General features: G+C 65.0%; 25 protein-coding genes and 1 pseudogene. 21 read left to right on the top strand and 5 right to left on the bottom strand.

The window, feature by feature from the left end; translation table 11 throughout:
- Window positions 1-53: 53 nt before the first annotated feature.
- From TBU01S_RS18950 to TBU01S_RS24065, 3 genes are all read left to right on the top strand, one after another.
- On the top strand, window positions 54-851 hold the full coding sequence (locus TBU01S_RS18950; RefSeq protein ID WP_068639052.1) for an AadA family aminoglycoside 3''-O-nucleotidyltransferase: 798 nt from the start codon (window positions 54-56) through the stop codon (window positions 849-851).
- A gap of 90 nt (window positions 852-941) precedes the next feature.
- Entirely contained in the window at window positions 942-1,496 is a 555-nt protein-coding gene (locus TBU01S_RS23275) for a hypothetical protein (protein ID WP_217999665.1), read from the top strand.
- 240 nt (window positions 1,497-1,736) lie between these two features.
- On the top strand, window positions 1,737-1,901 hold the full coding sequence (locus TBU01S_RS24065) for a hypothetical protein (protein ID WP_157659208.1): 165 nt from the start codon (window positions 1,737-1,739) through the stop codon (window positions 1,899-1,901).
- A gap of 70 nt (window positions 1,902-1,971) precedes the next feature.
- Here the strand turns inward: TBU01S_RS24065 and TBU01S_RS18955 are convergent, their stop codons facing one another.
- The gene (locus TBU01S_RS18955; RefSeq protein WP_245650981.1) at window positions 1,972-3,378 is read right to left on the bottom strand and encodes a Fic family protein; all 1,407 of its coding nucleotides are present in this window, start codon (window positions 3,376-3,378) and stop codon (window positions 1,972-1,974) included.
- Between the two features lie 23 nt (window positions 3,379-3,401).
- Here TBU01S_RS18955 and TBU01S_RS24340 point away from each other — a divergent pair, with 23 nt between their 5' ends.
- The 8 genes and pseudogenes from TBU01S_RS24340 to TBU01S_RS18980 all read left to right on the top strand — a co-directional run bounded on the left by TBU01S_RS24340 (window position 3,402) and on the right by TBU01S_RS18980 (window position 8,699).
- Window positions 3,402-3,812, top strand: a complete 411-nt coding sequence (locus TBU01S_RS24340; protein ID WP_169802985.1) for a hypothetical protein — start codon at window positions 3,402-3,404, stop codon at window positions 3,810-3,812.
- Window positions 3,813-3,927: 115 nt separating this feature from the next.
- Window positions 3,928-4,026, top strand: a pseudogene (locus TBU01S_RS25165) (hypothetical protein); the annotation flags it as partial.
- A 28-nt stretch (window positions 4,027-4,054) separates the two neighbouring features.
- Entirely contained in the window at window positions 4,055-4,231 is a 177-nt protein-coding gene (locus tag TBU01S_RS24875) for a diguanylate cyclase domain-containing protein (RefSeq protein WP_245650982.1), read from the top strand.
- A gap of 68 nt (window positions 4,232-4,299) precedes the next feature.
- Window positions 4,300-4,869, top strand: coding sequence for a chorismate--pyruvate lyase family protein (locus TBU01S_RS24880; RefSeq protein WP_068639018.1), 570 nt, complete (start codon window positions 4,300-4,302; stop codon window positions 4,867-4,869).
- Window positions 4,866-5,747, top strand: coding sequence for a 4-hydroxybenzoate octaprenyltransferase (gene ubiA, locus TBU01S_RS18965; RefSeq protein WP_068639019.1), 882 nt, complete (start codon window positions 4,866-4,868; stop codon window positions 5,745-5,747). Before TBU01S_RS24880 ends, ubiA begins: the two co-directional genes overlap by 4 nt.
- A gap of 49 nt (window positions 5,748-5,796) precedes the next feature.
- Window positions 5,797-6,609 (top strand): orotidine-5'-phosphate decarboxylase, encoded by an 813-nt coding sequence (gene pyrF / locus TBU01S_RS18970; RefSeq protein ID WP_068639020.1) that lies wholly within the window; start codon window positions 5,797-5,799, stop codon window positions 6,607-6,609.
- Window positions 6,610-6,624: 15 nt separating this feature from the next.
- The gene (ubiD, locus tag TBU01S_RS18975) at window positions 6,625-8,124 is read left to right on the top strand and encodes a 4-hydroxy-3-polyprenylbenzoate decarboxylase (RefSeq protein WP_068639021.1); all 1,500 of its coding nucleotides are present in this window, start codon (window positions 6,625-6,627) and stop codon (window positions 8,122-8,124) included.
- A 152-nt stretch (window positions 8,125-8,276) separates the two neighbouring features.
- Window positions 8,277-8,699 carry a DUF4870 family protein gene (locus TBU01S_RS18980; RefSeq protein ID WP_068639023.1) on the top strand — a complete coding sequence of 141 codons (423 nt, stop codon included), beginning with the start codon at window positions 8,277-8,279 and terminating at the stop codon, window positions 8,697-8,699.
- 23 nt (window positions 8,700-8,722) lie between these two features.
- On the opposite strand, the gene dacB is transcribed toward TBU01S_RS18980, so the two are convergent.
- Window positions 8,723-10,069 carry a D-alanyl-D-alanine carboxypeptidase/D-alanyl-D-alanine endopeptidase gene (dacB, locus tag TBU01S_RS18985; protein WP_369404220.1) on the bottom strand — a complete coding sequence of 449 codons (1,347 nt, stop codon included), beginning with the start codon at window positions 10,067-10,069 and terminating at the stop codon, window positions 8,723-8,725.
- A 258-nt stretch (window positions 10,070-10,327) separates the two neighbouring features.
- On the opposite strand from dacB, the gene TBU01S_RS18990 reads away from it, so the two are divergent.
- The gene (locus tag TBU01S_RS18990) at window positions 10,328-10,693 is read left to right on the top strand and encodes a hypothetical protein (protein ID WP_068639025.1); all 366 of its coding nucleotides are present in this window, start codon (window positions 10,328-10,330) and stop codon (window positions 10,691-10,693) included.
- A gap of 96 nt (window positions 10,694-10,789) precedes the next feature.
- Here TBU01S_RS18990 and lysA read toward each other — a convergent pair whose 3' ends face one another.
- Together lysA and lptM are read right to left on the bottom strand one after the other, a co-directional pair.
- Window positions 10,790-12,070, bottom strand: a complete 1,281-nt coding sequence (gene lysA, locus TBU01S_RS18995) for a diaminopimelate decarboxylase (RefSeq protein ID WP_068639027.1) — start codon at window positions 12,068-12,070, stop codon at window positions 10,790-10,792.
- A 10-nt stretch (window positions 12,071-12,080) separates the two neighbouring features.
- Complete coding sequence (gene lptM / locus TBU01S_RS19000; RefSeq protein WP_068639029.1) at window positions 12,081-12,281, bottom strand: LPS translocon maturation chaperone LptM; 201 nt, start codon at window positions 12,279-12,281, stop codon at window positions 12,081-12,083.
- A 36-nt stretch (window positions 12,282-12,317) separates the two neighbouring features.
- Between lptM and cyaY the strand changes: the two genes are divergently transcribed.
- Window positions 12,318-12,644, top strand: a complete 327-nt coding sequence (gene cyaY, locus TBU01S_RS19005; RefSeq protein ID WP_068639031.1) for an iron donor protein CyaY — start codon at window positions 12,318-12,320, stop codon at window positions 12,642-12,644.
- Between the two features lie 41 nt (window positions 12,645-12,685).
- Here the strand turns inward: cyaY and TBU01S_RS19010 are convergent, their stop codons facing one another.
- Entirely contained in the window at window positions 12,686-15,082 is a 2,397-nt protein-coding gene (locus TBU01S_RS19010) for a penicillin-binding protein 1A (RefSeq protein ID WP_068639032.1), read from the bottom strand.
- 187 nt (window positions 15,083-15,269) lie between these two features.
- Here TBU01S_RS19010 and TBU01S_RS19015 point away from each other — a divergent pair, with 187 nt between their 5' ends.
- The 8 genes from TBU01S_RS19015 (at window position 15,270) to TBU01S_RS19050 (ending at window position 23,182) form a co-directional block, all read left to right on the top strand.
- A complete protein-coding gene (locus TBU01S_RS19015; RefSeq protein WP_068639034.1) occupies window positions 15,270-16,346 on the top strand; it encodes a pilus assembly protein PilM in 1,077 nt (358 codons plus the stop codon).
- Window positions 16,343-16,948: a PilN domain-containing protein gene (locus TBU01S_RS19020; RefSeq protein ID WP_068639036.1), complete on the top strand. Its 606-nt coding sequence runs from the start codon at window positions 16,343-16,345 to the stop codon at window positions 16,946-16,948. Before TBU01S_RS19015 ends, TBU01S_RS19020 begins: the two co-directional genes overlap by 4 nt.
- Entirely contained in the window at window positions 16,945-17,628 is a 684-nt protein-coding gene (locus TBU01S_RS19025; protein WP_068639038.1) for a type IV pilus inner membrane component PilO, read from the top strand. The genes TBU01S_RS19020 and TBU01S_RS19025 overlap by 4 nt, the downstream gene beginning before the upstream one ends.
- On the top strand, window positions 17,625-18,146 hold the full coding sequence (locus TBU01S_RS19030) for a pilus assembly protein PilP (protein ID WP_068639040.1): 522 nt from the start codon (window positions 17,625-17,627) through the stop codon (window positions 18,144-18,146). The genes TBU01S_RS19025 and TBU01S_RS19030 overlap by 4 nt, the downstream gene beginning before the upstream one ends.
- The gene (locus TBU01S_RS19035) at window positions 18,143-20,317 is read left to right on the top strand and encodes a type IV pilus secretin PilQ (protein ID WP_439654561.1); all 2,175 of its coding nucleotides are present in this window, start codon (window positions 18,143-18,145) and stop codon (window positions 20,315-20,317) included. The genes TBU01S_RS19030 and TBU01S_RS19035 overlap by 4 nt, the downstream gene beginning before the upstream one ends.
- A 92-nt stretch (window positions 20,318-20,409) precedes the next feature.
- Window positions 20,410-20,955: a shikimate kinase gene (locus TBU01S_RS19040; protein ID WP_068639061.1), complete on the top strand. Its 546-nt coding sequence runs from the start codon at window positions 20,410-20,412 to the stop codon at window positions 20,953-20,955.
- On the top strand, window positions 20,943-22,025 hold the full coding sequence (gene aroB, locus TBU01S_RS19045; RefSeq protein WP_068639042.1) for a 3-dehydroquinate synthase: 1,083 nt from the start codon (window positions 20,943-20,945) through the stop codon (window positions 22,023-22,025). Before TBU01S_RS19040 ends, aroB begins: the two co-directional genes overlap by 13 nt.
- Window positions 22,026-22,057: 32 nt before the next feature.
- A complete protein-coding gene (locus TBU01S_RS19050; RefSeq protein WP_068639044.1) occupies window positions 22,058-23,182 on the top strand; it encodes a deoxyguanosinetriphosphate triphosphohydrolase in 1,125 nt (374 codons plus the stop codon).
- Window positions 23,183-23,274 lie beyond the last annotated feature (92 nt).

The raw sequence follows: 23,274 nt of genomic DNA on the forward strand, positions 1-23,274 counted from the left end.
TCATTCAAGCCGACGCCGCTTCGCGGCGCGGCTTAATTCAAGCGTTAGACATCATGACTGACTCCGTGCCCGCTGAAATATCAGAGCAGCTATCGCAGGCGCTGGATGTTATCGAAGGTCACCTGACATCAACGCTGTTGGCCGTGCACCTGTACGGCTCTGCGTTGGACGGCGGCCTGAAGCCATATAGCGACATTGATTTGCTGGTCACAGTGGCGACAACGCCTGATGAATCCGCACGGCAAGCTTTGATGCTCGACCTGCTCAAAATTTCGGCACCACCCGGTCAAAGCAAGGATCTCCGTGCCTTGGAAGTGACCATTGTCGTGCGCAACAACATCGTGCCATGGCGTTATCCAGCTAGGCGGGAGCTGCAATTCGGAGAATGGCTGCGAGAAGACATTCTTGCTGGCATCGTTGAGCCCGCTGTTATTGACGCTGATCTGACCTTTCTTCTAACCCAAGCAAGACAGCACAGCATTGCCTTGGCAGGTCTACCCGCAGCGAAATTCTTCGACCCGGTGCCAGAAAGCGACCTTTTCAGGGCGCTGGCCGACACTCTGACGCTATGGAAGACACCCTTGGATTGGGCTGGGGATGAAAGGAATGTAGTGCTTACCTTAGCTCGCGTCTGGTACAGCGCAGCAACCGGTAAGATTGCACCAAAGGACGTCGCCGCTGACTGGGTGATTGAGCGTTTGCCAAATGAGCATCAATCCGCACTATCTGAAGCTCGACAGGCCTACCTTGGAAATTGTGAAGATCGCTTGGCTCTGCGTGGAGATCAATTGACAGATCTCATTGCACTCATCAAGCGGGAAGTCACTAGCCTGCTTGGTCAGCGCCAATGATGTCTAACAATTCCACCGGACCTTGCGCATGCAGCCGCGCAAGGCCGGTGAATTCAGACGTTGGGCAATATCAAGAGGAGTTACATATCTATGGAGAATCAATCGCTTTCATGCTATCCGCACGGGTGTTCGCAGTCCGTAGCCGTTACGGACAAAGGTGCAATAGATACGCTGCTGTCTCGTCTCGGCAATCTTTACCGGGCAACGACTCATGCAGGCGATCAGGCTGCGCAGTATTGGGCCGACATTGCGGTTAACTCGAAACACCCGTTGGCGCCGTTAGCAAACGTTCCGGGGGTGTTTGCGGCATTGTGGACGCCCGAAGTCGCACCGACAACTGCCGTCACTTTGGCTACGGCTGGTTACGGCTTTGTCGCACTGCCGAAAAACTTGATGCATTTCACTACAGCAAGCGGTGCAAGAGGAATTGCACAGTCGGGGATGATTCGTTCAAGTCGCTTTGGTATGAGCGGGATTTTCGGTCCAGGCGTGTACATGGCTCGCAAAGGCTTGCCTCTCAACGGCTTTATAAAAGCTCAAGCAACGATTCCAATACATCTCAGCACACCGGCGGGCACGGTCCGAATTGTTCCCTATCTTGTGTACGTACGCTGGGGAGTCGGCGGTGTAAGGATTGCGCCATGAGAAATAAGACATTTTCACGCGCACGCTTACTACAAACTGCGACAATTATTTTTGCTTGGATATGTTGGGCGATCGCTTATTGGAAAGCTCTTTGGTGGTTGATACCTCTGTCGTTCCTGCCGTATTTTTTGTCGAATAGATTTGGGCATTTGCTTGATGAGTAAAGTTTTGGTCCAACAAAACGCTGCACCGGAGCGCAGCTACGCTCGCGCCCGGTGAGCTCTGCGTTAAGCCATTCAAATGATCGATGACCTCGTTGAGCTTGCCGTCGCTGCCGCAGTTGATGTCGAAACTGAAAAAACCGCAAAGAAACATCGTTGGGTTCGCATTCTTCGGGCGCTTGTCGGCTTGTTATTTTTTGCGCTTATTGTTGCTGCCATTTACACCACGTTCAAGTACTCATGAGCCTCGGGTTATTCGAGGTGCCCATTGATGCTGCCCCTTGTTGGTTGCGTCAACATATCCACTCGCGACGCTATGCACCGCTTCGGCCATGATTCTGCCAAGCAGAGAATTCCAATGGACGGATACCAAACCGCACAGCATTGCCCACATGCAATGCATCGAACTCGGCCAGCACCAACTGGACGAAATGGTTATGCTCGGACAGCGGAACCGTAGACGGAATCTTGCTTTTCACGACATATTCCGTCGCTGCTTCACCTCTCCGCACAATGGTGGCGATCACCAGGGCCAATGCCTGCCGGTGGCGGAGCCGAAAGATGTCTGGTGGCACCAGGTTGTGCTTCACGGCCACGTATTGTTGGCAAGATCGCTCGTAGGCCCACACGAACACGTCACGCAGCAGTTCGACGCGGTTCAGTTCGTACACCCCCAGCATGGCGTCCACATAGGCTTGCTGCGGTACATCGATGAAGGACAGTGGGCAGAGGTTGTGGCGGATGAATGGGATATTGGCCGCCAGTCGCGATACGCGTTTGTTCACATCCTCGAACGGCTGAAGGTAGGGCAGGTGCACCATCAGAAAGAAAGCCTGCTCGAAGGGGTCGGCGATCTCTGCGGCCATCTGCACCACGATGCCGAACAGTTCTTCGAGCCGCTGGGGCAAGGCCATGGGCAGGTACACGCTGCCGCCAATCTCCACGGCGCGGCGGCGGAGCCGGCCAACGGCCGCCGGGTCTGCCATCAGGCCGTCCGACAGGAACGCGTGCAGTGCGATGAGCGTGCTGGTTTCGACGCGGGCATGTTCGGGGTCGAGCACCAGATACTCGATGGCCTGCTTGTGGTTCAGGATCATCTGCGTCTCCAGCGCGTCCTTGCCTTCGGCGGCTTGGCCGTACTCGATCAGCCGCTCGGTGTCCAAACGACTGTAGGTGTTGCCTTCCAGATGCGACGAGGCCCAGGACAGGTCGATCAGCAGCCGGTTGAGGATGTCCTTGGCGAAAGTGCCTGCCGGCGTTTGCTCCGCTGGCGAGCGCCCCAGCATGTGCAGTTGCGCGCGCAAATCAGGCGGAAGGTAGGCCGTGTGCTTGGGGTGGTATTGCTCCAGAAACTCCAGGCGATAGCCAACAGGGGGGCGTAGGTGACGTGGCTGGGATACATAGGCACGGATGTCCGCTCCTTCCGCAGAGATGGGCACATAGTCCTGGGTTGGGGCTTGCAACGGCGTCTGCGCAGTGACAGGGATGTCTGTACCTGTGCCAGATTCCGGCAAGCGGCGATAGCGGGTGGCGCGCCCTTCCCCGAGCATGGCAATGCGTTTTTGCGCCACGAGCAGAGCCAGACGCCGTTGCAGGGTGCGGCGCTGATAGGCATCGCCAAGCTTCTGAGCAATGGCATCGATGCCCACACCTCCAGGCTCGGTGCCGATCAGCTCGGCAAGCCTGTCCAGTTCTTGTTGCTTGGTGGTGGCGTGTGGCACGCGTGAGGCTCCTGGCTTCTCGAATGATCGCGACAAAATTTTGTCGCGAAACCATTTTACGCGACATGAAATTGTCGCGTACATGGATTCACGACAAAAAACCAGACAACACCGGCATCAACTACAGGTTGGCCTTCAACGCCGCCAGCAGCACCGGCAGGCGGTCACTGTCGGCGCCGTTATTGCTCAGCTTGGCCGCTGTGATCGCCGCCAGCCGATCTTCTCTGTGCTTGATCTCGCCGGGGATGTTCAGCTCAGGCTGCCTTGCTGCGCTACGTCAGCGAGCGCATTGCACCGGGCAGTGGCCCGCCGCTGCCTCGAACGGCGCTGGCAGGGACCGGATAACTGCGGTTTTTAGGTTGATTCAGGGCGGGTGTGACCTGCCGGGGAATGTCTGCCAGAGCGCGGATGCGGGCTTCACCGATTCTTCGTAGAATCGCGGGAGCCCAATCTGAAGAGCTTTCGCAGCGCAAAGCTGCCGGACGGCAGAGAGAAATCACAAGAATGATGATCGATGATCCGGCGCATCGCCCCGAGGGCAGCGCCAGCATGCGCGTGTCCACAAGCGGCATCGAGGCAGGATTGCTGGCGGAGGCGTCGACCGACACGATCATACGGGGCGACCTCGATGGCGTCCGCCTGTACGTATCGCCCGCGATCCAGGAACTGCTGGGCTATGCACCGGAAGAGCTCGTCGGGCGCAGGGCCATCGCTGAGTGTCGGCGTCGCGTGCGGGCCGGAGCATGGGCTGGAAGCGGGCCGGCTGCTGGAATGCGCCGACCGGGCGCTGTACTGCGCAAAGAAGGCCGGCAAGAACACGGTCCGCCTCTACGACGCCGACGTGGGGACGTGATCCAGGCAAGGAACCGGTGTTCGCGGGCAAGGCGGATTAGAATGCCGGCTGTTCCCGCAAGAGATTCCATGCTTCCCTGTCCCCATCGCGAAACCTGGTCATCGGCGCCGCCGCGCGCCACGGTTCCGCCAGCCCTGATTCCCTGGCTCACCGATCCTTCGTCGCTCACCGCGCGCATCCGCCGGCGCTGTGGGCGTTTCGGCGTCGAGGTACTGTACCAGGGGCTGGGGCAGGGCGTGAGGGACGAAGCCGTGCTGCTCGGCCTGCGTGCAGGTGAGCGGGTGTGGGTGAGGGAGGTTCTGCTGATTGCCGACGGCGTGCCGGTGGTGTTCGCGCGCTCGCTGCTGCCGCGCCGCAACGTGCGGGGGGCGTGGAACCTCTTCCACGGCTTCGGCGCGCGTCCGCTCGGCGCCGCGCTGTTCGCCGACCCGGCGATCGAACGTGCGCCGCTGGCCTGCGCCCGGCTCGATGCGCGCGATGCGCGTTATCATCGGGCCCGTGCCGTGCTGTCGGCGCGGCAGCCGCCGGTGGCGATGGAGCGCGAGCTGTGGGGACGCCGCTCGCTGTTCCTGCGCCATGGTTGCGCGCTGATGGTGAGCGAGTTCTTCCTGCCTGCGATTTTCGAGCTGCCCCGATGACCGAGACCATGCGTTTCAGCGACAAGCTTCCCCATTACGCCCGCCTGATGCGGATCGACAAGCCGATCGGCACGCTGCTGCTGCTGTGGCCGACGCTGTGGGCGCTGTGGTTCGCCGCCGAGGGCTGGCCGCCGCTGCACATCCTGGCGATCTTCGTCGTCGGCACTTTCCTGATGCGTTCGGCCGGCTGCGTCATCAACGACTACGCCGACCGCGACTTCGACGGCCACGTCGAGCGCACCCGCAATCGTCCGCTGGCGACCGGCATGGTCGGCACCCGCGAAGCCTTGCTGCTGGCAGGCGGCCTGTCGCTGCTCTCCTTCCTGCTGATCCTGCCGCTGAATTCGCTGGTTCTCTGGTTGTCGCTGCCGGCGCTGTTCCTGGCCACAAGCTATCCCTTCACCAAGCGCTTCCTCGCCATTCCGCAGGGCTATCTCGGCATCGCCTTCGGCTTCGGCATCCCGATGGGCTTTGCCGCCATCCTGGGCGAAGTGCCGGCCATCGCCTGGGTGATGCTGCTCGCCAACGTCTTCTGGGCGATCGCCTACGACACCGAGTACGCGATGGTCGATCGGCCCGACGACCTCAAGATCGGCATCAAGTCTTCGGCCATCACCTTCGGCCGCTTCGACGTCGCCGCGGTGATGCTGTGCTATGCGGCCACGCTCGGCCTGCTCGCCGCCGTGGGTGTCGCCGCCGGGCGAGGGCCAGCTTGGTTCGCCGGCCTGCTGGTGGCGGCGGCGATTGCCGGCTATCACTACACCTTGATCCGTGATCGCGACCGCGCCGGCTGCTTCAAGGCTTTCCGGCACAACAACTGGCTGGGTGCGGCGGTGTTCGCCGGCCTGTTGATCGACGACCTGCTGCGCCGCGTCTGAACACCGCCGGTCTTTACACCCCTGAACCTGTTTCCCTCTGGATGCCGACATGCATTTCATGACCGCCCTGAAAGCCGCCTGGCAGCAGCGCAACAGCCTGCTGTGCGTCGGCCTCGATCCCGATCCGGCCCGCTTTCCCGCCCATCTGCAAGGCCGTCCGGGCGCGATCTTCGAGTTCTGCAGGCAGATCGTCGATGCCACCGCCGACCTGGTGTGCTGCTTCAAGCCGCAGATCGCCTACTTCGCCGCGCGCCGCGCCGAGGACCAGCTCGAAGCGCTGATCGAGCACATCCATGCCCGCCATCCGGGCACGCCGGTGGTGCTCGATGCCAAGCGCGGCGATATCGGCAGCACCGCCGAGCAATACGCCGTCGAAGCCTTCGAGCGCTTCAAGGCCGACGCGATCACGGTCAATCCCTACATGGGCCGCGACTCGGTCGATCCCTATCTCGCTTACCCGGACAAGGGCGTGATCCTGCTGTGCCGCACCTCCAACCCGGGCGGCTCCGACCTGCAGTTCCTCGACGTCGGCGGCATGAAACTGTACGAGCACGTCGCCCGGCTGGTGGCGCAGGACTGGAATGCCAGCGGCAACTGCGGCCTGGTAGTGGGGGCCACTTTTCCTGCCGAGATCGCCCGCGTGCGCGAACTGACCGGCGACATGCCGCTGTTGGTGCCCGGCATCGGCGCCCAGGGCGGCGACATCGCCGCGACCATGGCGGCGGGGCGCACGGCGGACGGCAGCGGGCTGATGATCAATTCCTCGCGCGCGATCCTGTACGCCGGCAAGGGCGAGGATTTTGCCGCCGCCGCGCGCCAGGTGGCGCTCGATACCCGCGACGCGATCAACGCGCAGCGCTGATCCTGGGGCAACCGCATGAAATACGACGACCTGCGCGACTTCATCCGCCAGCTCGAAGCCCGCGGCGAACTCAAGCGCATCACGCTGCCGGTCGACACCCATCTGGAGATGACCGAGATCGCCGACCGCGTGCTGCGCGCCGGCGGCCCGGCGCTGCTGTTCGAGAAGCCGGTGACGCGCGGCGTGCCGCAGGCCATTCCGGTGCTCGCCAACCTGTTCGGCACGCCGCAGCGGGTGGCGATGGGCATGGGTGAAGATGTCGCCGACGGCGACTGGAGCACGCCGCTGCGCGAAGTCGGCAAGCTGCTCGCCTACCTGAAGGAGCCGGAGCCGCCCAAGGGCCTGAAGGACGCCTGGGACAAGCTGCCGGTGCTGAAGCAGGTGCTCAACATGGCGCCGAAGGAGGTGCGCTCCGCGCCCTGCCAGCAGGTGGTGTGGGAGGGCGCAGGGGAAAACGGTGTCGACCTGGCGAAGCTGCCGATCCAGCACTGCTGGCCGGGCGACGCTGCGCCGCTGATCACCTGGGGCCTTGTGGTGACGCGCGGGCCGCACAAGAAGCGCCAGAACCTGGGCATCTACCGCCAGCAGGTGATCGGCCGCAACCGCGTGATCATGCGTTGGCTGGCCCACCGTGGTGGAGCGCTGGATTTCCTCGAGCACCAGCGCGCGCATCCGGGCGAACCATTCCCGGTATCGGTGGTGCTGGGCTGCGATCCGGCGACCATCCTCGGTGCGGTGACGCCGGTGCCGGACACGATCTCCGAATACCAGTTCGCCGGCCTGCTGCGCGGTGCCAAGACCGAACTGGTGAACTGCCTCGGCAACGATCTCCAGGTGCCGGCATCGGCCGAGATCGTGCTCGAAGGCGTGATCCATCCCGGCGACATGGCGCCGGAAGGCCCTTATGGCGACCACACCGGCTACTACAACGAAGTCTCCGAATTCCCGGTGTTCACGATCGAGCGCATCAGCATGCGGCGCGATCCGATCTACCACAGCACCTACACCGGCAAGCCGCCCGACGAGCCGGCGATGCTGGGCCTGGCGCTGAACGAGGTCTTCGTGCCGCTGCTGCAGAAGCAGTTCCCCGAGATCGTCGATTTCTACCTGCCGCCGGAAGGCTGCTCCTACCGCCTGGCGGTAGTCAGCATCCGCAAGCAGTACCCCGGCCACGCCAAGCGGGTGATGTTCGGCATCTGGAGCTTCCTGCGCCAGTTCATGTACACCAAGTTCATCATCGTGGTGGACGACGACGTGCGCATCCGCGACTGGAAGGAAGTGATCTGGGCCATGACCACGCGCGTGGATGCGACCCGCGACACCACGCTGGTCGACAACACGCCGATCGACTACCTCGACTTCGCCAGCCCGGTGGCGGGCCTGGGCAGCAAGATGGGGCTGGATGCGACCAACAAGTGGCCGGGCGAGACCAGCCGCGAGTGGGGCACGCCGATCGTCATGGACGCCGAAGTCAAGGCGAAGGTCGATGCGATGTGGGGCGAGCTCGGCCTGTGACGGCCAACACTGCAGCGTGATACCGCGCCGCGGTGGAACACCCGCTTACGTTTGATCTTGCTCCAGTGCCGAACGCTGCGGCGCCGGGGGAGTCGAAGTCGCCGTCACGGATGCCGCCAATCCCGCGCGGCAGCCGCAACCGAGGAGAATCGATGAGCAATCCCGTTCCCGCCCCGCTGGCGATCGGCCAGCCGTCCGAGAACATGGTCACCGTCACGCACCTGGTCTATGCGCTGCATGCCTTCGCGGTGTTTTCCGCCGTCGTCGGCTCGACGATGATCATCTTCGGCTTCATCGCCAGCCTGCCGTCGATCGCGGCGGTGATCCTGAACTACTGGAACCAGACGACGGTGCGCGGCACCTGGCTCGAAAGCCATTTCCGCTGGCAGATCCGCACTTTCTGGTTCGCGGTGCTGTGGGTGGTGATCGCCGGGCTGATGGCCGTGACCGTCATCGGGCTGCCGTTCGCATTCGTGCTGATGCTGCTTGCCGGGCTGTGGATTCTCTACCGCATCGTGCGCGGCTGGTGGGTACTGACCCAGCGCGCGCCGCTGCCGATGCCGCCGCAGGGCTGACATCGGGATGCCGGCCGGTCCCTTCAGGGCTGGCCGGCCCAGACCCACTCCAGCAGCGCGTCCTGTGCTGCGGCGCTGGCGGCCGCTTCGGGGTGGTTCACCATCATCACCAGCGCATGGCGCCGGCCGTGGCGGTCGAGCAGGTAGCCGGCGATCGCGCGCACGCCGTTCAGCGTACCGGTCTTGATGTGGGCCTGGCCGCCGGCAGGGCTGTTGCGCAGGCGGTTGCGCGCCGTGCCGTCGAGGCCGGCGACAGGCAGCGCCGAGATGAATTCCGGCATCCACGGCCGCTGCCACGCGAGCAGCAGCAGCCTGCCCAGGGTGTCGGCGCGGATGCGCTCGATGCGCGACAGGCCCGAGCCGTTTTCGATCACCAGACCATCGACGTCGAGGCCGGCCGCAGCGAGCTGCGCGATCGTGGCGCGGGCGCCCGCGGCGACCATGTCCGGCGCATCGCTGGCCGGGCCGGCGAGGAAGGCGCCGAGATCGGCCAGCAACTGGCGGGCGATGACGTTGCTCGACCATTTGTTCATGTCGCGCACGATGTCGGCGAGCGGTGGCGATTCGTGGCTCAGCAGGGTGCGCACGCCGGGCGGGGCGATGCCGTCGCGTACCTGGCCGTCGAGCCGGCCGCCGGCTTCCGACCACAGCGTGGCGACCAGCGCGGCGCCGTATTCGGCCGGCGGCAGCGGTGCCGCGCTCCAGGTGCGCGGACCGCAGGCTGCCGGCAGGCTGCCGCTGAGCACGAGGCGGCGGCCGGGCTCGATCCGCGCTTCGAGATCGCGGTACCAGACGTCGCAGTTGCTGGTGGAAGTCTGCAGACGGTTGTCGATGATGACACCGGCCAGCGGCGGTTCGGCGACCACGGTCACCGATTCATTGTTGCCGTTGCCGGGGAAGAGCGCGAGCTGCAGGGTGTTGTAGTGCATCAGCAGGCCGTGCGGGCCGCTGTTGTAGGGGCGCAGGCCGCGGCCGTCGAAGGCGTCCGGGTCGTGCGGCGGCAGTTTCAGCACGGAGGCGTCGAGCACGATGTCGCCGCCGATCCGGTCGATGCCGAGTCCGCGCAGGCGCCGCAGCAGTTTTGTGATCCTCTCCTGGTCCAGCACCGGGTCGCCGCTGCCGACGACGTACAGGTCGCCGTCCAGCATGCCCCCGGCGACGGTGGCGTTGCTGGCGAGCCGGGTCGTCCAGGTCCAGGCGGGGCCGAGCCGGTCGAGTGCGGCAAAAGCGGTGACGAGCTTCATCACCGAGGCCGGATTCATCGCTTTGCCGGCATTGAAGGTCATGCCGGGTCGTGCCGCGTCTACCGGCTGTACCCAGACCGATACCGCATCCTCGGCGATCCGGGCGCGTTCGAGCGCCAGTTTCACCGACGGTGGAAGCCTGTCGGCGGCGAAGACGGGTGGTGCGAACAGGATCAGCGCGCCGCAAAGCAGGCTCAGATAGTGGCAGAATCGCTGGAATAGTGCACTGCAGCACGGTGGGCGCCGGAAAGGGCGGAGGCGTGCTGCTGCGTGACGATAGAATGGGGCTGATGGAGACTGCGATGAAAACAGGATACGCCTGTGGGATTTCATGGGTACAGGTGCCGGGAGCATGTGCTCCGGCTTGATTGCTGAGTATCGAGAATGAGTGGATTCGGACATTATGCGCGCACGGCCGACGAGCTCGAGCGCGAAATCTACAAGCGCGGCCTGGCGCTGGGGCTGGACTGGGACGACCAGACCCGGATGCGGGAACTGGCCCGCCAGGCGCTGAGCGCCGAACCGGGGGGCGTGATGAAGCTCCTGCGCAGCCCGGTCCGCCAGGACAAGCTCACGGGCGAACTGTTTGCCCTGGCCGATCTGATGCTCGACACCATGCGCCAGAGCGCGCAGATCGGTGTGCATACCAGCGGTGGCAGGGCCTGGAAGGCCTTCGGTCGGGCACTCTATCAGGAGTCCGAAGGCCTTGGCGAGGGGACGGCCGAATCACTGGGAACACCGTCCCGGTAGGAGCGGCTTCAGCCGCGAAAACAGCGCGTGGGCAACAATCAGACCCTGTTCGCGGCTGAAGCCGCTCCTACGTGGCTCGTCCGATCACTTGGTCTTTCAGGCTAGCGGCTTCTCGTCTGCGAACAGCGCGGCGACGGTTTCGCGCGCGCGCACCAGATGCGCCTGCCCGCCATCGACGATGACTTCGGCGGCACGCGGCCGGGTGTTGTAGTTGGAACTCATCGTCATGCCGTAGGCGCCGGCCGACAGGATGGCGAGGAGGTCGCCTTCGGCCACGGCGAGCCGGCGTTCGCGGGCCAGGAAATCGCCGCTTTCGCAGATCGGGCCGACGATGTCGTAGATCTGCGAATCGGCGCAGGGCGCCGCGACTTCGACCACCTCGTGCCAGGCGTCGTACAGCGCCGGGCGGGCGAGGTCGTTCATGGCGGCGTCGACGATGGCGAAGTTCTTCGTCTCGCCGGGCTTCAGGTATTCGACGCGGGTCAGCAGCAGGCCGGCGTTGCCGACCAGCGAGCGGCCGGGCTCGAAGCACAGTTCCTCGCTGCGGCCTTCGAACACCTTCAGCAGCGGCGCCAGGTAGTCGGCCACCACCGGCGGCGCTTCGTCGCGATAGCGGATGCCGAGGCCGCCGCCGAGGTCGATGTGGTCGAGCGTGATGCCGTCGCTGGCGAGGCGATCGACCAGGTCGGCGACTTTCTGCGCGGCTTCGGCCATCGGCGCCGGGTCGAGCAGCTGCGAGCCGATGTGGCAGGCGACGCCGCAGATGCGCAGGTTCGGCAGCGCCGCGGCGCGGCGGTAGAGCGTCTGCGCGTCGGCGAAGGCGACGCCGAACTTGTTGCCCTTGAGCCCGGTGGAGATGTAGGGGTGGGTCTTCGGATCGACGTCCGGATTGACGCGCAAGGCCACCGGCGCCAGCACGTCCATCTCGCCGGCGATCGCGTCGAGGCGCTCGAGTTCGGTGGCGGATTCGACGTTGAAGCAGCGGATGCCGGCTTTCAGTGCCTGGCGCATTTCGTCGCGGGTCTTGCCCACGCCCGAGAACACCACCTTGCTCGCCTGGCCGCCGGCGGCCAGCACGCGCGCCAGTTCGCCGCCGGAGACGATGTCGAAGCCCGCGCCGAGGCGGGCGAACACCGACAGGATGCCCAGGTTGGAGTTGGCCTTCACCGCGTAGCAGATCAGCGAGCGGTGGCCGGCCAGTGCCTGCTGCCAGGCTTCGAAGGCGGCGGTCAGCGCGGCTTTCGAATAGACGTAGGTCGGCGTACCGAACTTTTCGGCGATCTGCGCCAGCGAGCACCCTTCGAGAGCGAGGATGCCGTCCCGGGCGTGCAGGGTCGGCGTCGGCAGGGGACTGGGGGGGGGGGTCGAAATGCTCATCGCGTCGGGCTCATTGGATCGGCGTGTATTGGCCCGGCTGTTCGTCCGGGGCCGGTGGCTGGGAGGGTTTGCTATGATCGGCGCCCTGCACGGGCTGGCCGGAAGCGCCGGTGCCGGGCGCGGGCAGGTGAAGCGGGCCCTTGATGCCACAGGCCGACAGCAGCGCGCAGGCAAGCGCGATCACGGTAAGTTTGGCTCGCATCGCCATCATTCACGAAAAACCGGAATGCTATCAGAAGGAATCCGCATGGAAGAGTCCGCATTCAACATGCTGGCCGAGGCCGAACTGGCGCGCATCGAGAACGCCTTCGATGCCTGTGGCGCCGACATCGACATCGAGCCCAAGCCCGGTGGCGTGCTCGAGATCGAATTCGACAACGGCAGCAAGATGATCATCAACCGCCATACGGCTGCCCGCGAGATCTGGGTCGCAGCCAGGTCAGGGGGCTTTCACTTCCGCCCGGTGGAGGGCGCCTGGCGCAATACCCGCGACGATGGCGAACTGTGGGCGATGCTGGCGGTGCTGGCGAGCGAACAGGCGGGCGAGGCCGTCACCCTGGTCCGCCCGTACTGAAGCCGGGGGCGCCGAGCCGGGGGCGCTGAAGCCCGCGATGCTCAGCGCCGGATCGGCACCGGCATGCGGTCTTCGACCGGGGCAGGGGCCTGCGCGGCCGGTATGGGCGGCGGCGGGATGGCCTCTTCCGGCGCTTCCAGCGCCGGCCCGTGGTCCGACGCGAACATCTGCCGCAGCCAGTCGGGTGCGAGCGGCGGTTCGGGCGGATCGTATTCGGCGTACTGGTAATCCTGGCGGCTGCCGTCGCCGGCCTCGATCTGGATCAGGCCGCCGGGGCGGGGGCGCTGGATTTCCGGCGTACCTGCGAGCGCAGTGCGCATGTAGTCGATCCAGATCGGTAGCGCCGCGGCGCCGCCGGTCTCGCCCCGGCCCAGATTGCGCGGCTGGCTGAAGCCGACCCAGGACACGGCCACCAGGTCGGGGTTGTAGCCACAGAACCAGGCGTCCAGGTAGTCGTTGGTGGTACCGGTCTTGCCGGCGAGGTCGTTGCGCTTGAGGCTGCGGGCACGCGCGGCAGTGCCGCGCGACACCACGTCCTGCAGCATCGAATCCATCAGCCAGGCATTGCGCGGATCCAGCACGCGCGGTGCGCTCTCGCTCGCGACCGGCGGATCGGTGCGCGCGATCAGCTTGCCGTTGCCGTCGTAGATTTCCTTGACCACGTAGGGATCGACGCGGAAGCCGCCGTTGGCGAACACGGCGTAGCCGCCGGCCAGTTCCCAGGGCGTGACGCTGCCCGCGCCCAGCGCCATCGGCAGGTAGGGCGGGTTCTTGGCCGAGTCGAAGCCGAAGCGGCCGATGTAGTCCTGGGCATAGCGCGGCGTGATGTCCTGCAGGATGCGGATCGACACCATGTTCTTGGAACGGGCGAGGGCGTCGCGGATCGTCATCGGCCCGGCGTACCTGCCATCGTAGTTCTTCGGTTCCCAGGCCTGGCTGCCGGTGACGCCAGGGGGGAAGTACAACGGCTCGTCGTCGACGACGTGGCCCGGGCCATAGCCGCGCTCGAGCGCGGCGGAGTAGATGAAGGGCTTGAAGCTGGAGCCCGGCTGGCGCTGGCCCTGGGTGACGTGGTTGAACTTGCTGCGGTTGAAATCGAAGCCGCCGACCAGGGCGCGTACCGCGCCGTCGCGCGGATCGATCGCCACCAGCGCCGATTGCACTTCGGGAACCTGGCTGATTTCCCAGCCGTCCTTGCCGGTATCGCGGATGCGGACGATGGCGCCGCGGCGGATGCGCCGCGTCTGCGGCGCCTTGTCTGCAAGCATCGGCGCGGCGAAGCGCAGGCCATTGCCGCTGATCTCGATCTCTTCGCCACGGCGATAGACCGCGACCTGCTTGGTCGAGGCCTGCAGCACCACCGCGGCGAGGAGGTCGTCGTAGTCGCTGCGGCCTGCCAGCAACTCGTCGAGCTGTTCGGGCGCGGCATCGTTCGGCGGCAGCTCGGCGAAGGCTTCCGGGCCGCGGTAGCCGTGGCGCCGGTCGTAGTCCATGACGCCCTTGCGCAGCGCGGCGTAGGCGGCTTCCTGATCCTTGCGGGTGACGGTGGTGAAGATGCGGATACCCAGTTCGTAGGCCTTGTCGCCGAACTGCTCGACTGCGATCTGGCGGGCCATTTCGGCGACATAGTCGCCATGGATGCTGCTTTCCTGCGGTTTTCCTGCGGCGGTGATGTCGCGCCGGTTGCGGGTCGGCGTGGCGGCGGCGATGGCGTTCTCGAAGTCGCTCGGCGTGATGATGCCGGTCTCGACCATGCGGCGCAGCACGTATTGCTGGCGCAGCGCGGCGCGCGCGGGGTTGACGACGGGATTGAAGGCGGAGGGCGCTTTCGGCAGCCCGGCCAGCATCGCCGCCTCGGGCAGGGTCAGTTCGTCCAGGGTCTTGCCGTAGTAGGTTCGTGCCGCCGCGGCAAAGCCGTAGGCACGCTGGCCCAGGTAGATCTGGTTGATGTAGAGCTCGAGGATCTGGTCCTTGCTCAGTTCGTGCTCGATCTTGAACGAGAGCAGGATTTCATAGAGCTTGCGGTTGTAGGTCTTCTCGCGCGTCAGGAAGAAGTTCCGCGCCACCTGCATGGTGATCGTCGAGGCACCCTGTCCGCGGCCGCCGGTGGTCAGGTTGGACAATGCCGCGCGGGCGATGCCCATCGGATCGACACCGGCATGCTCGTAGAAGCGTTCGTCCTCCGCGGCCAGAATCGCATGCTTGAGCAGCGCCGGAACCTCGGCAATGCGAACCACATCACGGCGCTCCTCACCGAACTCGCCCAGGAGGTAGCCATCCGATGTATATACTCGCAACGGGACGCGGGGCTGGTAGTCGGTCAGAGACTCCAGTGAAGGAAGATTGGGCCAGGCGAACAGCGTGATCGCTGCCAGCGTGGCAAGGCCGAGAACCACCAGCGCCAGCAGCGCCGCGATCGGATAGAGGACCCAGCGCATCAGCAGTCCAAGAAACGTCGTTTGGGGTGCGCATTATACGAGATGGTCCCGAGGCTGGCGGTTTCCAGCGGTTTCCTGGTGTGAAGCGTGATGCAGTTTGCTTTACACATCCTGAAACTTATTGATACGATTTCAGGGCAAAAATCAAGTTTTGCTCGTAACATAAAGAAATGTAAGGACTTTCTTTGTGATTGAACTCCCCTTCTTCGGTTCTGCGGCAAGCCAGCTGGCAGGGCTCGATATTTCATCTTCATCGGTCAAGCTCGTCGAGCTGTCCGGGGGGGACAAGGAAGCTTACAAAGTCGAGCGCTACGCCATCGAGCCCTTGCCGCGCGACGCCGTCGTCGATGGCAACATCGCCAATCTCGAGGCGGTCGGCGAAGCGGTGCGCCGCGCGTTCAGGCGCTTTGGCGCCGGCATCAAGAATGTCGCCATGGCGCTGCCGGCCTCGTCCGTCATCACCAAGCGGATCATCCTGCCCGCCGGTTTGCGCGAGCAGGAGATGGAGGTCGCGGTCGAGTCCGAGGCCAATCAATACATCCCGTTCGCGATCGACGAGGTCAATCTCGATTTCCAGGTCATCGGCCCGGCAGCAGGCAGCCCGGGCGAGCTCGAAGTGCTGGTCGCCGCATCGCGCAAGGACAAGGTCGAAGACCGCGTTGCCGTCGCCCAGGCCGCCGGCGTGAAGGCCACGGTGATCGACGTCGAGTCCTTCGCGATCGAGGCCGCGCTCGGGCTGGTCGGCAGGCAGTTGCCGAATGCCGGCCAGGACAAGGTGATCGGCCTCATCGACGCCGGTGCGAACGTGATGAACGTCAGCGTGTTCCGCAACCGGCAGCAGGTCTATGTGCGGGAGCAGGCCTTCGGCGGCAACCAACTGACGCAGGACATCGCGCGGCAGTATGGCATGAGCGTCGATGAGGCCGAGGCGGCCAAGCGTGCGGACTCGCTGCCCGATACCTATCGCCGGGACCTGATGCGCCCCTTCCTCGACAACCTGGCGCTCGAAATCTCGCGCGCGCTGCAGTTCTTCTTCACCTCCACCCAGTACAACCGGGTGGACCATCTCGTGCTGGCAGGCGGCTGCGCGATGATGCCGGGCCTGGCCGACGTCGTCGCTGCGCGCACCCAGGTCGAGACCATCGTCGGCAATCCCTTCGCCGGCATGACCATCTCATCCAAGGTGAGGCCGAAGAACCTGCTGGCCGACGCGCCGTGCCTGATGGTCGCCTGCGGGCTGGCTCTGCGGAGGTTCGACGAATGATCCGTATCAACCTGCTGCCGCACCGCGCAGAGAAGCGCAAGCAGCGCCGCACGCAGTTCTACGTGCTGTCGGCGGCGATGATCGTGCTGGGGGCGCTGATCGGTCTGCTGGTGCATTCGATCTACGCCGGCTACATCGAGCGGCAGGAGTCGCGCAACGCTTTCCTGAAGGCCGAGATCGCCAAGCTCGACCAGCAGATCGCCGAAATTCGCCGCCTGAAGGAGCAGATCGACGCCTTGCTGGTGCGCAAGAAGGTCATCGAGGATCTGCAGAGCACGCGCGCGGAGTCGGTCCATCTGCTCAACGAACTGGCCAGGGGCATACCCGAGGGGGTGTATCTGAAGTCGGTCAAGCAGACGGGCAGCCGCATCACCCTGGTCGGCTATGCCCAGTCCAATGCGCGCGTATCGCATCTGATGCGCAACCTCGAGGACTCTCCGTTCCTCGAGCGGCCGACGCTGGTCGAGACCAAGGCGGCGACGGTCGATCAGCGGCGCGTCAGCGAATTCAACCTCGGTATCGGAATCGAGCGGCCGAAGCTCGAAGAGCCGGCTGCCGAGGCCACCAGCAGCGCCGCGCAGGCGAACAGGAGGCGCAAGTGAAAGCGGCCGACACGCTCAAGGGGGCGCGGAAGATCGATTTCAAGCGGCTGGCGCAGGACTTCAAGGGGCTCGATCCGAACGACCCCGGCATGTGGCCGCTGGCGCCGAGGGTGACCGTCATGGTCGGACTGCTCGCGGCGGTGCTCGGCGCCTTCTGGTGGTTCGACTGGCAGGAACAGGCGGACACCCTGGCCCAGCGCGAACAGGAAGAAGTGCAACTGCGCGACAGCTGGGCGGCGAAGAAGCGCCAGGCCGTCAATCTCGATGAACACCGCCGTCAGCTGGCCGAGATCGACCGGCAGTTCGGTGCCCTGCTGAAGCAGCTGCCGAATCGCGCCGAAATGGATTCGCTGCTGTCCGACATCAACCAGGCGGGGCTGGGCAGAGGACTGCAATTCGAGCTGTTCAAGCCGGGCAACAACGTGGTCAAGGAGTTCTACGCCGAGATGCCGATCGACATCCGCGTCACCGGCAACTATCACGAGCTGGGCGAATTCGCCGGCGACGTCGCCCGCATGCCGCGCATCGTCACGTTGAACAACCTCGCGATCAACACCGACAAGGACGGCCGGCTCAAGCTCGAGGCCAAAGCGATCACCTACCGCTATCTGGACGAAGACGAGATCGCCAAGCAACGCCAGGATGCCAAGGCCGCGGCGGCCAAGGGGAGGAGACGATGAAGCGTGCATTGGTCCTCGCCTGTGCCGCCGCCATGCTTGGGGCGTGCAGCAGCGGTGAGCAGGAGGATATCCGTGCCTGGATGGACGAGCAGGCCAGGGGCATGCGCGGCTCGGTCAAGGCGCTGCCGGAGATCAAGCCGTTTCCCGTCGTCGAATACGTCGGCAGTGCTGCGGACGACCCCTTCTCCAAGGGGCGCATGGAAGTCGAGAAGCGGGTGAGCAGTTCGCTGCGGCCCGATCTCGAGCGCCGCAAGGAGCCGCTCGAAGCCTATCCGCTCGAGTCGCTGCGCATGGTCGGCGTGCTGTCGCAAGGCAAAAGCAACCGCGCGCTCGTGCTTGCGGGCAAGAACCTGCATCAGGTCAAGGTCGGGAATTACATGGGACAGAATTTCGGCGTGGTCACGAGCATCGGCGAGAGCGAGATGACCCTGAAGGAACTCGTCGAGGATGTGCAGGGCGACTGGGTCGAGCGGATCAGCACGCTGACCCTGCAGGAGCGGCAGGAGGCCGGGAGATGATGAAACACATTCGAGTTTGGGTGCTGGCCACGGCTTTTGCGGGGCTCGTGCCGATGCCTGCCGCGTTGGCCCAGGACACGGCGCAGGCGCAGAGCCGGGCGAACCAGATCGAAGCGCTGGACGTTGCGCAGCACGACGATGGGGTCTACCTGCGCCTGACGATGAAGGAGCCGCTGGCGAGCCCGCCGCCGAGCTTCAGCGTCGCCAGCCCCGCCCGCATCGCCTTCGATTTCCGCGACACCGGCAATGCGCTGGGGCGCAACGTGCAGAGCATCGAGCAGGGCGATCTGCGCAGCGCCAACATCATCCAGGCCGGCGACCGCACGCGGCTGGTGCTGAATCTGGTCAAGCTCAGTCCGTATGAGACGCGGATCGACGGCCGCAACCTCATCATCGCCATCCGCCAGGGCAAGGCGCAGGAAGCGCGCGGCTCCGTCGTCGAGCAGGCGCAGGGCAACTTCGCCGAATCCCGGGTCGCTGCCGGCGGCGGCATGGCGGTGCGCGACATCAACTTCCGCCGCGGCGCCGAAGGCGAAGGGCGGGTCGTCGTCGACCTGTCGAGCGCGGATGCAGGCATCGACATCCGCCAGCAGGGCGGCAACCTGGTCGTCGAATTCCTCAAGACCTCGCTGCCGGAGCATCTGCGCCGCCGTTCCGACGTAGTGGACTTCGGCACGCCGGTGACGGCGATGGCCGCGCAGCAGGCGGGCGACAACGTCAGATTGACCGTGGTGCCGAATGGTTTGTGGGAACACAATGCCTACCAGAGCGACAACCGCTTCGTGCTCGAAGTCAAGCGCGTGCTCGAGGATCCCAACAAGCTCGTCCAGGGCGCGCGCGGGCAGTACCAGGGCGAGAAGCTGTCGCTGAACTTCCAGAACATCGACGTGCGTTCGGTGCTGCAGGTCATCGCCGACTTCACCGACTTCAACATCATCACCTCCGATTCGGTGCAGGGCAGCCTGACGCTGCGCTTGAAGGACGTGCCCTGGGACCAGGCGCTGGACATCATCCTGCAGGCCAAGGGCCTGGACATGCGCAAGAACGGCAACGTGATCTGGATCGCGCCGGGTGATGAACTGGCGACGCGCGAGAAGCTGCAGCTCGAGGCCAGGGCCCAGATCATCGACCTGGAGCCGTTGTCCACCGAGAGCTTCCAGATCAATTACCACAAGGCCAAGGAAATCTTCGATTTCCTCAAGAGCAAGGACCAGACCATCCTGTCCAAGCGCGGCAGCGTGGTGGTCGATGAGCGCAGCAACAAGCTTTTCGTCACCGACGTCGGCACCCGCCTGCAGGCCTTGCGCCGGCTGGTGCAGGAGATCGATTTCGCGCCGCGCCAGGTCATGATCGAAGCGCGCATCGTCGAGGCCAGCAAGACCTTCTCGCGTGACCTGGGTGTGCGCATGGGGTTGGGCAGCCTGGGACTTGCGTCGGCTGGCCGGTTGGGGAAAGTCGGCTTCGGCAAGGGTGTGTTCGGCGAAACGACGGTCGACGAAAATGGTGTGGCGACATTCGAACCCGCTACGGGCAGCGGGGATAACATCAACTCGATCGGCCGGCTCCTGACTCCTGGCGGCGACGCGAGCAGCGGGCCAGGCGGCGTCACCAGCGGTTTCGGCAATCTGAACCTGACGCTGTTCAACAACAAATTCACTCGATTCCTGAACCTCGAACTCCATGCCCAGGAGTCGGACGGCCGCCTTCGCCTGGTGTCCAGTCCGCGCGTACTGACCGCGAACCAGGTCGAAGCGCTGATCGAGCAGGGCACGGAGATTCCCTATCAGGAGGCGAGCAGTTCCGGTGCCACCAGCGTGTCGTTCAAGAAGGCCGTGCTGTCGCTGAAAGTGACGCCGCAGATCACGCCCGATGGCCGGATGCGATTGACGATCGAGGTGAACAAGGATTCGCGCGGCCAGGTGACCAACGGCATTCCGTCGATCGACACCAAGAAGGTCAAGAGCGAAGTCCTGATCGAGAATGGCGGCACGGTCGTGATCGGCGGCATCTATGAAGAGGTCGATTCGAACGATGTCGAGCAGGTACCCTTGCTGGGCGACATCCCGGTGCTGGGAAACCTGTTCAAGACCCGGCAGAGAGTTTCCGACAGCCGCGAACTGCTGGTCTTCATCACGCCGCGCATCGTCGCCGACACGCTGACGCTGCGGTAAGCCACTGCGCTGCTGATACAATGCCGGGGCGGGCATCCTGCGTGGATGCCCGCCTTTTTACCCTTTCCATTTCGACTTCCGGCGAATCGCGCGTGAGCTGCTTGATACTGATCGGCATGATGGGAGCCGGCAAGACCACGGTCGGCAAGGAGCTTGCGCGCCGGCGCAAGGTCCGCTTCGCCGATTGCGACCACGAGATCATCGCCCGTACCGGGGTGAGCATTCCGACCATCTTCGAGATCGAGGGCGAGGAAGGCTTCCGCCGCCGCGAGACGCAGATGATGGACGAGTTGTCGCAGGAGCCGGACATCGTCATCGCCACCGGCGGCGGTGTCGTCACCACGCCGGCCAATCGCGAGCTGATGCGCGAGCGCGGCGTGGTGGTCTATCTCGACGTACCGCCGACGGTGCTGTACGAGCGTACCCGCCACGACCGCAACCGCCCGCTGCTGCAGGTCGATAACCCGCGCCAGCGCATCGAGAAGCTGTACCGGCAGCGTGACCCGCTTTACCGCGAGGTGGCGCACCTGATCATCGAAGGAGGCCGCGGCAACCCCGGCACCATGGTGCGCATGATCGAGAATGGCCTGCAGAAACTCGCCCAGCAGAAACCGAAGAGCACATCATGCGAACCCTGAACGTCGCCCTGGGCGATCGTGCCTACCCCATCCACATCGGCCGCGGCCTGCTCGACCGTGCCGAGCTGATCCTGCCGCACCTGAAGACGAAGCGCGTCGCGATCGTCACCAACGACGTCGTCGGGCCGCTGTATCTCGGCCGCCTGCGGACCACGCTGGAAGCGGCCGGCGTGCGCGTCTCCTCGGTCGTGCTGCCCGACGGCGAGGCCCACAAGGACTGGCCGACGCTGAACCTCATTTTCGACATGCTGCTGCAGGAGCGCTGCGAACGCTCGACCACGCTGGTCGCGCTCGGCGGCGGTGTCGTCGGCGACATGGGCGGCTTTGCCGCCGCCTGCTACCAGCGCGGCATGCCTTTCATCCAGATTCCGACCACGTTGCTGGCGCAGGTCGACTCCTCGGTGGGCGGCAAGACCGCGATCAACCACCCGCTGGGCAAGAACATGGTCGGCGCCTTTTACCAGCCCAGGCTGGTGCTGGCCGACATCGACACGCTGGCGACGCTGCCGGTTCGCGAGCTGTCCGCCGGCCTGGCCGAGGTGATCAAGTACGGCCTGATCCGCGATACCGCCTTCCTCGACTGGCTGGAGCACGATCTCGAACGCCTGATGGCGCGCGAGCCCGAGGCGCTGGCCCACGCGATCGAAGTCTCCTGCCGCAACAAGGCCGAAGTGGTTGCCGCCGACGAGACCGAGCAGGGCGAACGCGCGCTGCTGAATCTCGGCCACACGTTCGGCCATGCCATCGAGACCGGGCTGGGCTACGGCGAGTGGCTGCACGGCGAAGCGGTGGCCGCCGGCACGATGATGGCCGCCGAGCTGTCGCGCCGCCTGGGCTGGCTGGACGAGGCGGGCGTTGCCCGCATCGCCGCCCTGTTCGAGCGCGCGGCGCTGCCGGTGCGCGGGCCAACGCTGGGTGCGGAGCGTTATCTGGAACTGATGGCGCACGACAAGAAGGTCGAAGCCGGCAGGCTGCGGCTGGTGCTGCTGCGCGCGCTCGGCAAGGGCGTGATCCACGGCGATGCCCCGCAGGCCGACATCGCGGCGGCGATCGAGGCTTGCTGCGGCTGAGTACGGCAGTTTCCCGAAGCGAGGATGAAGCGATGCTGCAGCTTGCGCCCCATGCCGTCACCGAAGGCAATTCCCGCGGCCGCGTCCATGACGAACCGGCGCCGGTGGCGCGAGGCAACTTCCAGCGCGACCGCGACCGCATCGTCCATTCCACCGCCTTCCGGCGCCTGGAGTACAAGACCCAGGTCTTCGTCAATCACGAAGGCGATCTGTTCCGCACCCGCCTGACGCACAGCATCGAGGTCGCCCAGATCACCCGCGGCATTGCCCGCGAACTGAGCCTCAACGAGGATCTCGCCGAAGCGATCGCGCTGGCCCACGATCTCGGCCACACGCCTTTCGGCCATGCCGGCCAGGATGCGCTGAACGCCTGCATGAAGGCGCATGGCGGCTTCGAGCACAACCTGCAGTCGCTGCGCACCGTCGATGTGCTCGAAGACCGCTATGCCGGCTTCGACGGCCTGAACCTGATGTTCGAGACGCGCGAAGGCATCCTCAAGCACTGTTCGCGCACCAATGCCGAGCGCCTGGGCGAGATCGGCCAGCGCTTCCTCGACGGCACCCAGCCTTCGCTCGAAGCGCAACTCGCCAACCTCGCCGACGAGATCGCCTACAACAACCACGACGTGGACGATGGCCTGCGCTCGGGCCTGATCACGCTCGAGCAGCTCGACGAGGTGCCGCTGTTCGCCGAGCAGCGGCGCGCGGCCGAGGCGCGCTGGCCAGGGCTGTCCGGGCGCCGGCTGATCAACGAGACCGTGCGCCGCATGATCCACCTGATGGTGATCGACCTGCTGGAGCAGACCCGCGCCAACATCGCCGCCGCCGGTGTGGCCTCGCTGGACGACGTGCGCGCCGCGCCGCGGTTGGTGGCCTACTCCGAGGCGCTCCAGCCCCGCCTGCGCGAGTTGAAGCTCTTCCTGCGCGAACAGCTCTACCGCCATTACCAGGTGCTGCGCATGACCAACAAGGCGCGGCGCATCATCGGCGAGCTGTTCACCGCCTTCATGGACGATCCCCACATCCTGCCGCCGCAGTATCAGGCGATGGCGCGCGAGGACAAGCCGCGGGCCATCGCCGACTACATCGCAGGCATGACCGACCGCTACGCGATGAAGGAACACCGGCGGCTGTTTGCCGTCGGCGAGATCCACTGAAACTTGCCGTAGGAGCGGCTTCAGCCGCGACAGCAGCCGTGGAAGCGGCATCGCAGCTCTGTTCGCGGCTGAAGCCGCTCCTACGGCGGGGG

This window comes from Thauera butanivorans NBRC 103042, assembly GCF_001591165.1.
GTDB lineage: Bacteria > Pseudomonadota > Gammaproteobacteria > Burkholderiales > Rhodocyclaceae > Thauera > Thauera butanivorans.

Bases quoted from the DNA above. Each gene is read 5' to 3' on its own strand.
- TBU01S_RS19035 (WP_439654561.1), top strand. From the start codon at position 18,143: ATGATGAAACACATTCGAGTTTGGGTGCTGGCCACGGCTTTTGCGGGG.
- TBU01S_RS24875 (WP_245650982.1), top strand. From the start codon at position 4,055: ATGCACCGGAAGAGCTCGTCGGGCGCAGGGCCATCGCTGAGTGTCGGC.
- TBU01S_RS18990 (WP_068639025.1), top strand. From the start codon at position 10,328: ATGAGTGGATTCGGACATTATGCGCGCACGGCCGACGAGCTCGAGCGC.
- TBU01S_RS19030 (WP_068639040.1), top strand. From the start codon at position 17,625: ATGAAGCGTGCATTGGTCCTCGCCTGTGCCGCCGCCATGCTTGGGGCG.
- TBU01S_RS18950 (WP_068639052.1), top strand. From the start codon at position 54: ATGACTGACTCCGTGCCCGCTGAAATATCAGAGCAGCTATCGCAGGCG.
- ubiD (WP_068639021.1), top strand. From the start codon at position 6,625: ATGAAATACGACGACCTGCGCGACTTCATCCGCCAGCTCGAAGCCCGC.
- TBU01S_RS19010 (WP_068639032.1), bottom strand. From the start codon at position 15,082: ATGCGCTGGGTCCTCTATCCGATCGCGGCGCTGCTGGCGCTGGTGGTT.
- cyaY (WP_068639031.1), top strand. From the start codon at position 12,318: ATGGAAGAGTCCGCATTCAACATGCTGGCCGAGGCCGAACTGGCGCGC.
- TBU01S_RS19050 (WP_068639044.1), top strand. From the start codon at position 22,058: ATGCTGCAGCTTGCGCCCCATGCCGTCACCGAAGGCAATTCCCGCGGC.
- lysA (WP_068639027.1), bottom strand. From the start codon at position 12,070: ATGAGCATTTCGACCCCCCCCCCCAGTCCCCTGCCGACGCCGACCCTG.
- aroB (WP_068639042.1), top strand. From the start codon at position 20,943: ATGCGAACCCTGAACGTCGCCCTGGGCGATCGTGCCTACCCCATCCAC.
- TBU01S_RS23275 (WP_217999665.1), top strand. From the start codon at position 942: ATGGAGAATCAATCGCTTTCATGCTATCCGCACGGGTGTTCGCAGTCC.
- TBU01S_RS18980 (WP_068639023.1), top strand. From the start codon at position 8,277: ATGAGCAATCCCGTTCCCGCCCCGCTGGCGATCGGCCAGCCGTCCGAG.
- pyrF (WP_068639020.1), top strand. From the start codon at position 5,797: ATGCATTTCATGACCGCCCTGAAAGCCGCCTGGCAGCAGCGCAACAGC.
- TBU01S_RS24880 (WP_068639018.1), top strand. From the start codon at position 4,300: ATGCTTCCCTGTCCCCATCGCGAAACCTGGTCATCGGCGCCGCCGCGC.
- TBU01S_RS24065 (WP_157659208.1), top strand. From the start codon at position 1,737: ATGATCGATGACCTCGTTGAGCTTGCCGTCGCTGCCGCAGTTGATGTC.
- TBU01S_RS19020 (WP_068639036.1), top strand. From the start codon at position 16,343: ATGATCCGTATCAACCTGCTGCCGCACCGCGCAGAGAAGCGCAAGCAG.
- ubiA (WP_068639019.1), top strand. From the start codon at position 4,866: ATGACCGAGACCATGCGTTTCAGCGACAAGCTTCCCCATTACGCCCGC.
- TBU01S_RS24340 (WP_169802985.1), top strand. From the start codon at position 3,402: ATGATCGCGACAAAATTTTGTCGCGAAACCATTTTACGCGACATGAAA.
- lptM (WP_068639029.1), bottom strand. From the start codon at position 12,281: ATGATGGCGATGCGAGCCAAACTTACCGTGATCGCGCTTGCCTGCGCG.